This window comes from Microbacterium oxydans (genome assembly GCF_006540085.1).
GTDB lineage: Bacteria > Actinomycetota > Actinomycetes > Actinomycetales > Microbacteriaceae > Microbacterium > Microbacterium oxydans.
Genome location: NZ_BJOG01000001.1, coordinates 619,593 through 633,818, shown reverse-complemented (window position 1 = coordinate 633,818; position 14,226 = coordinate 619,593). Strand labels below are relative to the sequence as shown.

Here is a 14,226-nt window from a genome sequence, read left to right as displayed (position 1 = left end):
TTATGCGAAATCGATTTCACATCGCAAGAAGATCCGACCTTTCCTGCACGATCTGCGGGGAGCGCGCGCTCTCCACTCTTCACGGGCTCGAGCCCGAGCCGCACTGGAATACCGTGACAATCTGAGGACTCCCCCGCAGGATGGAGCCATGCAGATGAACGAACCCCAGGTCTGGACTCTGATCGGCGTGTTCGCTGCCTTCATGCTGGGGGCGCTGACCGTCCTCATCCGCCAGAACGACAAGATGACATCGTCCCTCCGGCGCGAGCTGGGATACCGGTTCGAGACGATGGAGACGAAGCTCCAGGCGATGGAGACGAAGTTCGAGGCGATGGACGCGAGGGTCGACACCCGATTCGACGCTCTGGAGGCGACGTTCGACGCGCGACTGGGCTCTGTCGATCGACGACTCGAAGAGCTCGACAAAGAGGTCGCCCACCTGGCGACCCGCTTCTGGGGCTCCCGCTAGACCCGCTGGCTGGCGGGTTGGATCTCGTTGCGCAGCACCACGGTGCGCGAGGGCTGCCGGTCGCCCTTGATGCGCTCGAGCAGCATCCGCGCCGCCGTCACACCCATGTGGCGCGCCGGCAGGCGAACGACGGTGACGGCGGTGGGAGACAGCGTCGTGAAGGGCAGTGACCCGATCACGGCGACACCGACCTGCGGCGGAGTGAGCCCGTGCTCGGTGAGCACCTGGATGGCGCCGACGCCGATGAGGTTGTTCCCGGCGACCACGGCATCGGGCGGCTCGGGAAGCGCGAGGAGCTCCTCCATAGCGGCACGGCCCCCCTCCACGCGGAACGTCGCGAATCGTGCGAGCTCGTCGAGGTCGAGGTCGGGCTGAGCCGCAGCGAGCACGGAGCGCCATCCTGCGGCTCGCTCCGCCGCGGTATCGATGTGCTCGGGCCCGCCGATATAGGCGATGCGACGATAGCCCGCGTCGATCAGATCCTGCGTCGCGGACGTGCCCGCTGCACGGTTCGCCATCACGACACCGTCGATGTCGTACGTGGTGCTGCGGTCGACCGCCACGACGGGACGCCCCGTCGCGAGGATGCCCTCGAGGTTGGACCGCTCGTCGGCCGTCGCGATGATGATCCCCGACATGTGCTCGGAGATCGCGATACGGAGGTATGTCGCCTCCTTCTCCATCTGCGCGTCGGAGTTGCACAGGACGACCGAGTAGCCCGCCTCGGAGGCGACGTCTTCGACCCCTCGCGCCATCTCCGTGAAGTAGGGGTTCTCGATGTCCGGGATCACGAGCGCGATGACCTCGGAGCTCTGGCGTCGGAGTGTACGAGCCGTGCGATTCGGCGTGAAGTTCAGCCGGGCCGCGGCGTCGCGCACGGCGGCCACCTTCTCCTCGGACACGCTCGTGCCGTTGAACACACGCGAGACGGTCGCCGGGGAGACACCCGCGAGTTCCGCGACGTCATAGATCGTGGCCATGCACCCTCACTGCCTGCCCGGACGCGCCGGACGTGAAAGCAACAGTATCGCGCACACCTCGATTCTCTGGCGTTCTCATCTGAAATCGATTACATTGGCGCCCATGACTTCCTCTGCTTCTGATCTGGCATCCCTCGCAGCGCTGCGACCGGTGCAGACCCGATCGATCTCCCCCGAGAACTTCGACGGATCCGCTGGGGGCGGTGGCCGCGCGACCGAGGGCACGGGCGCTATGAACGCTCGTGACCTCGGTCCCGGTTGGAAGATCTCGCCCAGCATGGACATGAAGGCCGGCGAGACGCTCGAGCTCGCGAACATCACCGGTGCGGGCAAGATCACCCACCTCTGGATCACGACCCATACCGACAACTGGCGCACCCTGCTGCTGCGCGCATATTGGGACGGCGCCGACGAACCCGCCGTCGAGGTGCCGTACGGCGACTTCTTCTGCAACGCCTGGGGAGTCTTCGCGCAGGTGAACTCGCAGACGATCGCTGCGAACCCGCACGGCGGATTCAACTCCTACTGGCCGATGCCGTTCAAGGACGGCGCCAGACTGACCCTCGAGAACACCTCCGTCGTCGACGTGCGTGTCTACTACCAGGTGACCTACGAGGTCGGAGGCGACCACTCGAACGACGCGTACTTCCACGCGCAGTGGCGTCGATCGAACCCGCTGGCCGATCTCACCCCGCACGTGATTCTGGAGGGCGTCGAAGGGCAGGGTCAGTACGTCGGCACGTACATCGCCTGGGGCGTGAACTCCAACGGATGGTGGGGCGAAGGCGAGATCAAGTTCTACCTCGACGACGACACCGACTATCCGACGATCTGCGGCACGGGGACAGAGGACTACTTCGGCGGTGCCTGGAACTTCGACATCCCCGGCCAGGGCTACACGGAATTCTCGACTCCCTATCTGGGCATGCCCCAGGTGATCCGTCCCGACGGGCTGTATGTGTCGCAGCAGCGCTTCGGCATGTACCGCTGGCACCTGCTCGACCCGATCCATTTCGCGACCGGTATCCCGAAGGTCGACATCCAGGCGCTCGGATGGCGCAGCGGTTGGCGGTACCTACCGCTGCGCGACGACATCGCCTCCACCGCACTGTTCTACCTCGACCGCCCGACCGCGCGGCGCCCGAAGACGCCGACGGCCGACGACCTGGAGGTGCACCTAGGCACAGCCCCGGTGCCGGACATCGGCGCCACTCCGCCCCGCGAGCCTCAGGACTGAGCGCGGCGACTCTCAGGCGAGCCAGGCAGGGGCACGACCGCGAAGCAGGGCGCCGTCGATGGAGAAACGGCCGGCTCCCGTGAGCGCCAGCGCGAGCGCGGCGACACCGAGGACCGCGACGAACTCGTAGCCCCCGTCCCCGACCCACAGCCCGGCGGGGAGGTGCACGAGGAGAAGCGCCACCGCCATGTCGATGGTGAGCAGGATGCCGACCGGCCTCGTGAGGAATCCGATGATCAGAAGAATGCCGCCGACGAGCTCGAGGAACGCCACCAGCGGGGCGGCGATCTCGGCGAACGGCACTCCCATGCCGGCGAAGCTGCCGATGGTCCCGGGCAGCGTGAACTCGAAGATCTTCTGCGCGCCGTGGGCGGCGAAGATCGCGCCGACGACGACCCGGAGGACCAGGAGGCCGGTCGAGGCGGCGGCAGAGGGGGCTTTGGTGTTCGTCATGAGGAGTTCTTCCTTCGTGGCAGGACACCCGCGCGCCAGGCGCGGAGCAGGGTCGTTCCCTGCTCCCCAAGCTAGGAAGCGTTGCTTTCGGTCTCCTGGACGCGCCCGCCTACACCAGCCCCTGCACGCGGAACTGCTCCGAGTGGTACACGCTGTTGTTGCCCGTGTTCCATTGGCTCACGCTGAGGTGCAGGTCCGACAGGGTCGACCCGGGGATGATGTAGCCGCCGTAGAGCTGCGCGACGTGCGAGGCATCTTCCGTGTTCCACTCGGTGCCGGTGAGGAGAGTGGTCTTCGTGGCCGTGTAGAGGTTGTCGGTCGGCGTGTTCAGGACCATCGCGTCGATCCGATACGCGCCGGAGTTGAACCAGGTGAGAATCCACTTCCCGCCGAGCGGTCGCAGGCACATCTCACCGAACTTGCCGCCGAGCACCTCGGTGACGGGCTTGCCCCACCCCCATGAACCGTTCGCGAAGCCCCACGGTTGATAGGCCGAGAGCGTCGTCATGTTGTTCGACGGCACCCGGTACAGCACGATGCCCTTGTCGCGCTGGAAGCCCGTGCCGTAGATGTACACGTAGCCGTCGTTGCCCTCGCCCCACGTGATGCACTGGAACTTGCCGCCCGCCATATCCGCGGGGAACTGCAGCCCCGTGTGCTGCCAGGACGCGCCGTTGTCGTCCGACTTCCAGAGTTCCGTCCAGCGCACGGCTCCGAACTGAGGGCCATTGACGATCGCGTGCAGATACATTCGCGATCCGACGGTGATCACATCGGAGGGGATCACTGTCGTGAAGTAGGCGTCGTGCGGGTAATACCAGAGCTGCGGAGCGACGCCCTGCGTGTTCGCTCCGGCACCCGCGCTCCCGTTGAACGCGACTCCCGCGGCGAGGTTCGTCGTCGAGGAGTAGAGAGCGACGGGGGAACGCCAGTTCGCGCCGCCGACACCATCGGCCCACGTGTCGCCGAACATGAAGAGCATCCGACCATCCGGTGTGCGAGCGGGGATCCCGAGATCCGTGGCCCCGATGCCGTACTGCACGGGGCTCTGCGTGCCGGCGAGCACCTTGACCCTCGTCACGGACAGTCCGGCGGCGGCCGCGGGAGCGGGCCGGCCGGTCGCAGCCAGGAACGCCGCTCCCGCTACCACCGCTCCCTGCAGAACGCCCCTGCGGCTGAGCCATGACTCCTGGTTCTGCTCGATCTCCATCGATCTCTCCTCTCGCTGCCGCCGGGTGGCGGGTGCCGGTGGTGCTGCAGAGTGCTGCTATTTCAGGCCTGCCATCTTGATGTTGCCGATGATCTGACGCTGGAAGATGAGGAACAGGATGATCACCGGCGCTGCGGCGAGCACGGACCCGGCCATCAAGAGGCCGAGCTCGGTGCTGCGCTCGGAGCGGAACGTCGCCAGATACTGCTGGAGCACGAACCGCTCCGGTGAGGTGATGGTCAGGATCGGCCAGACGTACGAATTCCAGTACGCGAGGAATGCGGTGATCCCCATCACGACGAACGGCGGCTTCGACAAGGGCAGGAAGATGCGCACGAAGATGCCGAACCGACCGCACCCGTCGAGCATCGCGGCCTCTTCCAAGCTCTTGGGGATGTTCAGGTAGAACTGCCGGATGAAGAACACCATGCCGGCGCTCGCAAGCCCGGGGATCACCAGCACGGCCAGCGTGTCGAGCATGGAGAGGCGGGTGACCACGATGAAGCTCGTGAGCAGGATCGTCATGCCGGGGATGAACATCGTCGTGATCACGATCGCCCAGATCGTCTTCTTGAACCGGAAGTCGAGACGTGCGAAGGCGTAGGCGGCGAGCGAGTTCACGGCGAGACTGCCCACGGTGAACAGCACGGCACCGAAGAACGTCCACAGCAGAGTGCGCAGGAACGTCGGATCGGCCAGGATCTGCGCGTAGTTCTGCCAGAGCCACACCTCGGGGAAGAACTGGAAGGGGGTCTCCACGACCTCGGTCTTCGACTTGAAGCCGGCGATCACCATCCAGGCGAGCGGAAACAGCGACGCGATGACGAACAGCGCACCCAGGATCACCTTGCCGATGACGACGAGCCAGCCTCCGGCGCTGCGCGGCGGCCTGGTCGAGCGAGGTTCTCTGCCGGCGAGCACGATGCGCGTGGTCTCCTGCATGACGGCCATCAGTCCACCAGCCTCTCGGAGTTGACGAACTTGAAGACGAGGGCAGAGATCGTACCCAGCACCACGAACAGCAACAGCGCTGCGGCGATCGAGTAGCCGACGTTCACATCGTTGCGGAAGTGGTTGAAGATGAACAGGTTCGGCAGGGTTGTGGAATCCAGCGGACCGCCCTGGGTCATGACGAGGGGCAGTTCGAACTGCTGGATCGCGGCGACGAAACCGGTGATGAGCAGGTACAGCACCACGTTCTTCATCTGCGGGATGGTGATGTACGCGGTCTTCTGGCCCCAGTTGGCCCCCTCCATCGCCGCCGCCTCGTAGTACTCCGCCGGGATGTCGACCATCGCGGCGACCATGATCAGCGAGGTCAGTCCCATGCCCAGCCAGATCGCCGGGACCGCGATGGCGAGGAGCGCCCACTTGGGATCACCTATCCAGGCGATCGGCTCGATGCCGAAGGTACCGAGGAAAGCGTTGAGAAGTCCGCCGGAGTAGTTGTAGATCAGCACGAAGATGATCGACGCGATCACGGCGGAGATGATCGTCGGGATGTAGATGCTGACCTTCAGGAGGCTGGCCGCCCGTCGAGACACGGTCACGACGAGGCTTGCGAAGAGGAACGCCAGCACGAGCATGATCGGCACGGTGAGGAGCACGAAGGCGAAGCCGCGACCGATGGTCGCGAGGAACAGCGGATCCTTGAGCACGTTGGCGTAGTTGCGGATGCCGACGAACTCCGGGTCCTTGTAGAAGCTCCAGTCCTGGAATGACAGGTATCCGGCGTAGATGGCCGGCCAGATCACGAAGATCCCCAGCAGCACCACCAGCGGCAGCAGGAACCAGTACGCGGTCCTGTTGTCGCGATAGCGGTAACGGTTCTGCCGCTGCCGGATCGCCCGGCGTTCCTGCACAGCCTGATTGGCCATATCCACCTCGTCGTGATCTCGTGTCCTTCACTGTTCGGGGGACGGGGCCGACCCCCGAACAGTGAGCGACGTCAGTTCTTTGGTGCCTTGTCGGACAGCCCGTCGCGGTCGATGACGGTCTGGATCGCCGCATTCGCGGTCTTGATCGCGTCATCCACCGAGGCGGAGCCCTTCATCACGGATTCCATCGCCGTGCCGACGGCGAGATTGACATCCCAGGGGTAGGTGGAACCGGGGATGGCGTCCGGCGCGATGTCGTCGACGATGATGCTCGACCACGGAGCGTCAGCGGCCTCTTCGCTCGCCGCGACGGCATCCTGCACGGACTGACGCACCGGCACCTTGGTGAACTGTGTGTCGACGAAGAATGGGACGAGGTTCTGCGGCTCGCCGCCGATCGCCCAGGCGAGGAATTCGCCGGCTGCTTCGGGGGCCTTGCTCTTCGCGTCGACAACCCAGGTGAAGTTGCCCATCGTGGTGGCTGTGCGGCCGTCCGCATCCGACGAACTCGGGAAGGCACCGACGCCGGTCTTGCTGAGCAGGTCGGTGTAGTCCGAGCCGATCTCGGACATCATCCACGAACCGGACACCTTGAAGGCGACCTTCTGCTGACCGAAGTCCTCGCCTGCGACGTATGCCGCGAGAGGCTGCTTGGGCATGTATCCCTTGTCCCACAGCTGCTGGTACTGCTCCATCAGGCTCCGGTAGCCCTCGTTGTCGATGTCAGGGGCGGTCCAGTCGTCGGTGAGCGCCAGGTGTCCGGCGAAGTTGTACTGCTGCCCCACGGTCGACCACGCCATTGTCACCGCATCCTGCGCCGGCGAGATGCAGTACTGCCCGTCGGAAAGCGTCGGCTGGATTTTCGCGCAGGCGGCGAGGAGATCGTCCCATGTCGCCGGGGCGCTCCCTGAATCGACACCGGCAGCGTCCAACATGTCCTTGTTCCAGAACAGCACGGTCTGAGGCTCGAGCAGCAGTGGATAGGCATAGTGCGTGCCGTCGATCTCGGAGATCGATTTCGCGTTGTCGAGGATCTCGTCGAGGGCGTCCTTCGGGACGATGGAGTCGAGTTCGTGCACCGATCCGGCGTTCACGAGGTCGTAGAGGTTGGCGGAGCTGGTGTAGACGTCCGGGGCCTTACCGGCGGCCTGGGCCGCCTTCATCTTCTGGTCCCACGCGTCGGCGGGCACCTCGGTATCGACGACCTTGATCTTGTCCTGCGAGGCGTTGAACTTCTTCACGATGTCGGCGTACCACTCGTTCTCCACAGGCGTGAACGTCCGGTGCCAGAACTGCACCGTGGTGACGCCGTCCTCTCCGCCGCCGTCGCCGGCAGACTCCCCCGGCGTGCCGGAACCGCACGCGGCCAGCATGACGCCGACCGTGAGCGCGCCCAGAGCGGCGATCGCGGCCCTGCGCGTACGAGTTGTGATTCTCATGGGTTCCTCCTCAGGAACGGACTCCTCATCGAGTCGCTGCGGTGATCTCGGCTGCCGCCGACGGGCCCCGGTCGCATCCCTGGATCGTCGGTGATCGGGTATGCGCCAGAGTAGGCGAAATCGATTTCATACGCAAGGCATGATCCGTGCGTCGATCACTCTGCGCGCTCCAGGTCTGCGGAGAACCAGAAGACGTTGTACGGATCCCAGAGCGACAGCGTGAAGTAGATCCGACGTCCGCCATCGCTCACGTATCGCGGATTCAGATACGGCGAGTACAACCCGGGATGGTCCTCGCGGGGAACGAGTTCGATCGCCTCGCCCCACGGGCCCCACGGCGTGACACCCTCACGGATGTATGCCGAACCGGCATCCGAATAGGTCATGATCCAGCGGTCCAGATACGTCGACCACATCACCGAGAGCTCGCCGACCGTGCCTTCCAGAATCGTCTCGGCGTCGCGCAGGTCGTCGCTCCACTGCGGCGTCCCTCCTTCGAGACCTGCGAAGTACGAGTACTCCGACTGGTCTTCGACGGCTTCCTCGGTGGCCGGGACGCGCATCAGCTGAACACCACCGAATCGGCCGGACGGAATCGACCAGAAATAGATCCAGTCCGCGTCGCCGTCCCTCACCTCGGCCGTCGCGAACTGCACGAAGTTCGAGTCACCCGGCCACTCCACGCCTTCGACAGGGCGCCATGTAGATCCGTGATCCCGCGAGACGACGAGGGCGGAGTAGTTGGAATCCCAGGCTCCAGGACTGCCCCAGAAACGCACCGACATGTACGAGACGTAGATCGCGTCTCCGACAGCGAAGCCGTAGGTCGGAATCTTCGTGACCTCGCCACCGGCGCCGTTCGCGTCGTGATCGCCTTCGATGAGGGGCGCGGCGAGGCCGACCTCATCCTCCAGCCACCCCTCGAACTCGATGCCGTCCGACGGGTCGTCGTCGGTTGTCCACGCAGCCACGTTCGAGCGCCAGAACCCGCCCTGCCCACCGATCGACCCGGGCTCGCGTTCGCCGAACGTGTCGCCGAAGAAGAAGAAGGTCTTGTCACCGACGTTCACCATCGATCCGAGGTCGGTGCCCGCGACCGAGACCGACTCCGTGTCGTTCATGGCGCCCGGCCCCGTGAGCTGCGCGATCTCGGTGAGGCCGGACACCCCATCGAGCACGAACGGTTTGTCAGGATCGGGATCGACGATCACACCGCCCTCTCCACTGCACCCGACAACAGCGACGGCCAGAACGAGGGATACCGCCACGGCCGCTCGGCGGAAGTCGACAGGAAGGAAGGCGACAGGGCGGGACATGATCCTCCTCGATCGACGTGATGCCTCGAATCTAGCGAAATCGATTTCAACACACTAGGGTCATCGACATGCTCGACTTCGCAATACCCCACTGGCTTCGGCCCTCTGGTGACGGCGCAACCGAGCCCCGGTGGGGGCCTGTCGGCGGGCTCCAGGTCGGAATCCCGCCGACACCGGGGCCGCGCGGGCTCCTGCGCGTCTTCACCCCCTACCTCGACCACCCCCACGAGCGGCTGGTGAACTTCATCGCCGTGGAGCCGGTCCCGGAGGGCGCGACAGAACGGGGATTCTCAGAGATGGAGCCGAGCACGCTGGATCCCGGCGAGCAGGGCAAGAGGTTTTGGTCGGCGGACGATTCTGCAGGTGCGAACTCCATGCCGTCGACGGCCCCGGCCCGTGGACGGATCGGTACCGTCGAGGGCGTGGAGACGCTCACCGTCTGGATCGGCGTCGAACGCTTCGCCAACGGTGCGGATGTGAGTGTGAGGGTACGGTTCTTCGCCGACCGGCCGCACGAGGTGGAGGTCGCGGGGTTCACGAGGGCGACATCTGTGCCGCTCTCTCACCTGATCCTCACCGCGACGATGGGCAATTGGGCACGACTGCGGCTGCTGCACCTGGCGGACCGCGTGGTGTCGCCTGCCGAGCTGTGGCCGGAGTTCTCGGGCACCGCGTTCACCGCTCACGGCCGCTTTCCGCTCGCCGACCTGACCCGCGACGGGGAATCGGCGATGGTGAGCGCCACCGGCGACGAGGAGGAGCCCTGGTCCGTCGAGTACTCCGCTGATACCGCGGAACACTGGCGCTTCCTCGGTCGTCGAGCCGTGCAGACCTGGCGCGTGGATGACCCGCACCCGGCGCTCGAGGCAGTGGTCAACGCCCGCTGGTCCTATTGGGCGAGTTCTTCGCCGATCCCCGGGGGTCCCGCGTACGAGAACTTCGAGATCGTCGAACCGTTCCGCAATGGTGCGGCGTTCCGGTTCTCCGTGGAGCCGCTCTGATCGAGGCGCTGCCTCCAGGCGCTGCCTCCAGGCGCTGCCTCTAGGCGCTGCCTCCAGGCGCTGCCTCTAGGCGCTGCCTCGCGGGTCCCAGAGCACGACCTCGGTCGAGCGGCGCAGGCGGCGACCGGTCGGCATGGGCACGACGCCCGCGGAACCCGCGGCGAACACGCGCACGCCGGGGCGATTCTCCCGCTCGGTGCGCAGGGCGGCTTCGAGCACGGCGATCCGGTTGCGCAGCGCCCTGTTCTCGTCTTCGAGGTCGAGCAGACGAGCGATCGCGGGAAGGCTCGCCCCTTCGGAGGAGAGCTGTGCGACCTCGCGCAGCTGCTCGATGTTGCGAGACGAATAGCGGCGCGAGCCGCCCGAGGTGCGGCCGGGGACGACGAGGCCGATGCGGTCGTACTGCCGCAGCGTCTGAGGGTGAAGGCCGGAGAGCTCGGCGGCGGCCGCGATCGCGAACACCGGGGTGTCGGCGTTCATCATCGATTCCCCTCTCCTCTCCTACCCGTGTCTCTTGTCGTACGCGCGGACTCAGGCAGAGGCGCCGGAACAGGCGCGTTCTTCACAGAACGGCCTGATCCGGCGCGAACGCCTGTCCCGGCGATGTGATCCCGACGACTGCTCATCGCCGGGCCTTCGCCATCAACTCGGCTCGCGGGTTCTCATCGGGCTCGAGCTCCTGGAACTTCTCCAGCGCCGCGCGTGCGGCCTCGTCGAGGTGCGTCGGCACCGCGACCTGGAGCTCGGCGAGCAGATCGCCCGTGCCCTTCGACGTCGCGACTCCGCGACCCTTGACCCGCAGCACCCGCCCTGAGGGGGTGCCCGGTGCGACGCGGAGCTTGACCACGTCGCCGCCGAGGGTCGGGACTTCGATGGTCGCCCCCAGGGTCGCCTCCGTGAAGGTCACGGGCACGACGACGCGCAGGTTGAGACCGTCGCGCGTGAAGACAGGGTGCGGGCGCACCGTGATCTGCACCACGATGTCACCGCTCTCCCCACCATCGGGCGAGGGCCGGCCGCGGCCGCGCAGACGGATCTTCTGGCCGTCGGCGACACCGGCGGGGATCTTCACCTTGAACGGCTTGCCGTCTTCGCCCTGCAGCGAGATGGTCTCGCCCTGCACGGCGGTGACGAAGTCGAGCGTGGTGCGCGCGGTCACGTCAGCACCGCGCTGCGGCCCGCCGAAGCCGCGGTAGCCGCCGCTCGGCTGGCCGAAGCGTCCGCCGCCGAAGCTCGCACCCTGGCCCTGGTTGAACATCGCGAAGATGTCCTCGAAGTCCGCCGTCTGCCCTCGGCCCTGCTGGCCGAAACGGCTGAACACGTCTTCGAAGCCGCCTGCGCCCTGGCCGCCCGCCGTGAAGCGGGCACCGGAGCCCATGGCGCGGATCTCGTCGTACTCCTTGCGCTGTTCCGCATCGGAGAGCACCGAGTAGGCCTCGCTGATCTCCTTGAACTTCGCCTCGGCCTTGGCATCACCCTGATTGGAGTCCGGGTGATACTTGCGCGCGAGCTTGCGGTACGTCTTCTTCAGTTCTGCATCGCTGACGTCCTTGGACACCCCGAGGGTCTTGTAGAAGTCCTTGTCGAACCAATCCTGGCTGGCCATCGATCACCTACCCTTCCGGGACAGCGACGACGACCTTCGCAGGGCGCAGCTCGACATCACCGAGACGGTAGCCCACCTCGACGACCTCGAGGATCGTGGTCTTCTCGGCGCCGGGCGTCGGCTGCTGGAAGATCGCCTCGTGACGCTGCGGGTCGAATTCCTCGCCCTTCTCGCCGTACGCGACCACTCCGAGACGCTCCACGACCGTGCGCACCTTCTCGGCGATCACGGCGAAGGGCGTGCCCTCGACCAGATCACCGTGCTGGGCCGCGCGATCGAGGTCGTCGAGCACGGGGACCAGGCCCTTGGCGGCCTCGCCCTTCGCCCGCTCGATCTCGACCTGCCGCTGCTCTTCGGTGCGGCGACGGTAGTTGGCGTACTCGGCCTGCAGACGCTTGAGGTCGTTCAGCAGAGTGGACTCGAGGTCGGCGAGCACGGCGTCTTCCGCCGCGGCCTCGCCGGTCTGGGTCGCGCCGAGGATGTCGTCGACCGTCAGGTCGTCGGGAGCGCCGTCTGCCGGGGTCTCGTCCGAGCCCTCGGCGGCCTGCGCATCGCGGGAGTCCTGGTGGTGCGGCGCGGGGCCGGATGCCTGAGCATCCGACCCCTCGCTGCGACCTTCGGCGGACTCAGGATTCTGGTTCTCGTCGAAGTTCTTGTCGGTCATGGTTACTTCTTCTCGTCCTCGTCGTCGACGACCTCGGCGTCGATGACGTCCTCGTCGGAGGAGGGAGCGTCACCGGCCGGGGCCTCGCCGTCAGCCGAAGCGCCGGCAGCGGCATCCGCCTGCGAGGAGGCGTAGATGGCCTCGCCGAGCTTGGACTGCGACTGGTTGAGCTTGTCGAACGCGGTCTTCACAGCGTCGTCATCCTCACCGGCCAGAGCCGTCTTGAGCGCGTCGACATCGGCCTTGACCTCGGTCTTCACGTCTTCGGGCAGCTTGTCGTCGTTCTCGGTGATCAGCTTGTCGATCGAGTACGCGAGCGTCTCGGCCTGGTTGCGGACCTCGGCGGCCTCGCGACGCGCCTTGTCCTCGGCCGCGTGCTCCTCGGCCTCGCGCACCATGCGCTCGATGTCTTCCTTCGACAGCGACGAGCCGCCGGAGATGACGATCGACTTCTCGGTGCCGGTGCCCTTGTCCTTGGCGGACACGTGCACGATGCCGTTGGCGTCGATGTCGAAGGTGACCTCGATCTGCGGGATGCCACGGGGAGCCGGGGCGATACCCGTCAGCTCGAACGTGCCGAGCGGCTTGTTGTCACGCGTGAAGTCACGCTCGCCCTGGAAGACCTGGATCGCGACGGACGGCTGGTTGTCGTCTGCCGTGGTGAAGGTCTCGCTGCGCTTGGTCGGGATGGCCGTGTTGCGCTCGATGAGCTTGGTCATCATGCCGCCCTTGGTCTCGATACCGAGGCTCAGCGGGGTGACATCGATGAGCAGGACGTCCTTGCGCTCGCCCTTGAGGACACCGGCCTGGAGGGCGGCACCGACGGCGACGACCTCGTCCGGGTTGACACCCTTGTTGGCGTCCTTGCCGGTCTCGCGCTTGACGAGCTCGGCGACCGCGGGCATACGCGTCGATCCACCGACGAGCACGATGTGGTCGATCTCGGACACCTTGATGCCGGCTTCGCGGATGACGTCCTCGAACGGCTTCTTGGTGCGGTCGAGCAGGTCCTTCGTGAGGTCCTCGAACTTCGCGCGGGTGATGGTCTCGGACAGCGACACGGGGCCGGAGTCGGTCAGCGACAGGTACGGCAGGTTGATGCTGGTCGACGTCGAGGAGGACAGCTCCTTCTTCGCCTGCTCCGCAGCTTCCTTGAGACGCTGCAGGGCGATCTTGTCACCCGAGACGTCGACGCCCGTGGTCTCCTTGAACTGCTTGATCAGGTAGTCGACCAGGCGCTGGTCCCAGTCGTCTCCACCGAGGCGGTTGTCACCGGCGGTGGCGCGCACCTGGATCGTGGAGAAGTCGTCGTCCTTGCCCACCTCGAGCAGCGAGACGTCGAACGTTCCACCACCCAGGTCGAAGACCAGGATGAGCTCGTCTTCCTTGCCCTTGTCGAGGCCGTACGCCAGAGCGGCAGCGGTCGGCTCGTTGATGATGCGCAGGACGTTGAGGCCCGCGATCTCGCCGGCTTCCTTGGTGGCCTGACGCTCGGCGTCGTTGAAGTACGCGGGGACCGTGATGACCGCGTCGGTCACCGTGTCGCCCAGGTACGCCTCGGCGTCGCGCTTCAGCTTCATCAGGATGCGCGCGGAGATCTCCTGCGGCGTCCACTTCTTGCCGTCGACGTCGAAGGTCCAGTCGGTGCCCATGTGGCGCTTGACGGAAGCGATCGTCCGGTCGACGTTGGTGACGGCCTGGCGCTTCGCGGTCTCACCGACGAGCACCTCCCCGTCCTTGGTGAAGGCTACGACCGAAGGGGTCGTGCGGAAGCCCTCTGCGTTGGCGATGACCTTGGGCTCGCCACCCTCGAGGACGCTGACGACGGAGTTGGTGGTTCCGAGGTCGATACCGACAGCACGTGCCATGTGTTCTCTCCTTTGTTGGAAGTTCTCTTCGTGGGAAGTTCTCTGTGTCTCAGAAATCTGCGGCGATCAGGAAAACCTGAGTCGCGATGACTCAAGTGTACTTGGG

14 protein-coding genes are annotated in these 14,226 nt (G+C 65.9%); 3 read left to right on the top strand and 11 right to left on the bottom strand.

Annotation, left to right across the window (positions count from 1 at the left end; translation table 11 throughout):
* Positions 1-148 precede the first annotated feature (148 nt).
* A complete protein-coding gene (locus MOX01_RS03040) occupies positions 149-469 on the top strand; it encodes a hypothetical protein (RefSeq protein WP_046748708.1) in 321 nt (106 codons plus the stop codon).
* Here MOX01_RS03040 and MOX01_RS03035 read toward each other — a convergent pair.
* Positions 466-1,449 (bottom strand): LacI family DNA-binding transcriptional regulator, encoded by a 984-nt coding sequence (locus MOX01_RS03035; protein WP_046748707.1) that lies wholly within the window; start codon positions 1,447-1,449, stop codon positions 466-468. The two genes, MOX01_RS03040 and MOX01_RS03035, sit on opposite strands and share 4 nt — an antisense overlap.
* 103 nt (positions 1,450-1,552) lie before the next feature.
* Here MOX01_RS03035 and MOX01_RS03030 point away from each other — a divergent pair, with 103 nt between their 5' ends.
* Complete coding sequence (locus tag MOX01_RS03030; protein ID WP_141368308.1) at positions 1,553-2,686, top strand: glycoside hydrolase family 172 protein; 1,134 nt, start codon at positions 1,553-1,555, stop codon at positions 2,684-2,686.
* 12 nt (positions 2,687-2,698) lie between these two features.
* Here MOX01_RS03030 and MOX01_RS03025 read toward each other — a convergent pair whose 3' ends face one another.
* From MOX01_RS03025 to MOX01_RS03000, 6 genes are all read right to left on the bottom strand, one after another.
* A complete protein-coding gene (locus MOX01_RS03025) occupies positions 2,699-3,139 on the bottom strand; it encodes a DoxX family protein (RefSeq protein ID WP_058632328.1) in 441 nt (146 codons plus the stop codon).
* Between the two features lie 109 nt (positions 3,140-3,248).
* Positions 3,249-4,349 (bottom strand): glycoside hydrolase family 183 protein, encoded by a 1,101-nt coding sequence (locus tag MOX01_RS03020; RefSeq protein WP_058632329.1) that lies wholly within the window; start codon positions 4,347-4,349, stop codon positions 3,249-3,251.
* Between the two features lie 57 nt (positions 4,350-4,406).
* Positions 4,407-5,300, bottom strand: coding sequence for a carbohydrate ABC transporter permease (locus tag MOX01_RS03015; RefSeq protein ID WP_046748704.1), 894 nt, complete (start codon positions 5,298-5,300; stop codon positions 4,407-4,409).
* The gene (locus MOX01_RS03010; RefSeq protein ID WP_046748703.1) at positions 5,300-6,226 is read right to left on the bottom strand and encodes a carbohydrate ABC transporter permease; all 927 of its coding nucleotides are present in this window, start codon (positions 6,224-6,226) and stop codon (positions 5,300-5,302) included. Before MOX01_RS03010 ends, MOX01_RS03015 begins: the two co-directional genes overlap by 1 nt.
* A 71-nt stretch (positions 6,227-6,297) precedes the next feature.
* On the bottom strand, positions 6,298-7,665 hold the full coding sequence (locus MOX01_RS03005) for an ABC transporter substrate-binding protein (protein WP_046748702.1): 1,368 nt from the start codon (positions 7,663-7,665) through the stop codon (positions 6,298-6,300).
* Positions 7,666-7,820: 155 nt separating this feature from the next.
* Positions 7,821-8,981, bottom strand: coding sequence for a glycoside hydrolase family 183 protein (locus MOX01_RS03000; protein ID WP_141368306.1), 1,161 nt, complete (start codon positions 8,979-8,981; stop codon positions 7,821-7,823).
* A 68-nt stretch (positions 8,982-9,049) separates the two neighbouring features.
* Between MOX01_RS03000 and MOX01_RS02995 the strand changes: the two genes are divergently transcribed.
* Positions 9,050-9,982, top strand: coding sequence for a hypothetical protein (locus MOX01_RS02995; RefSeq protein ID WP_230977787.1), 933 nt, complete (start codon positions 9,050-9,052; stop codon positions 9,980-9,982).
* A 66-nt stretch (positions 9,983-10,048) separates the two neighbouring features.
* Here MOX01_RS02995 and MOX01_RS02990 read toward each other — a convergent pair whose 3' ends face one another.
* The 4 genes from MOX01_RS02990 to dnaK all read right to left on the bottom strand — a co-directional run bounded on the left by MOX01_RS02990 (position 10,049) and on the right by dnaK (position 14,120).
* On the bottom strand, positions 10,049-10,462 hold the full coding sequence (locus tag MOX01_RS02990; RefSeq protein ID WP_058632345.1) for a heat shock protein transcriptional repressor HspR: 414 nt from the start codon (positions 10,460-10,462) through the stop codon (positions 10,049-10,051).
* Between the two features lie 142 nt (positions 10,463-10,604).
* Positions 10,605-11,588: a DnaJ C-terminal domain-containing protein gene (locus MOX01_RS02985; protein WP_046748699.1), complete on the bottom strand. Its 984-nt coding sequence runs from the start codon at positions 11,586-11,588 to the stop codon at positions 10,605-10,607.
* 7 nt (positions 11,589-11,595) lie between these two features.
* Positions 11,596-12,252: a nucleotide exchange factor GrpE gene (locus MOX01_RS02980; RefSeq protein WP_046748698.1), complete on the bottom strand. Its 657-nt coding sequence runs from the start codon at positions 12,250-12,252 to the stop codon at positions 11,596-11,598.
* Positions 12,253-12,254: 2 nt separating this feature from the next.
* The gene (gene dnaK / locus MOX01_RS02975; protein WP_045263917.1) at positions 12,255-14,120 is read right to left on the bottom strand and encodes a molecular chaperone DnaK; all 1,866 of its coding nucleotides are present in this window, start codon (positions 14,118-14,120) and stop codon (positions 12,255-12,257) included.
* Between the last annotated feature and the right edge of the window lie 106 nt (positions 14,121-14,226).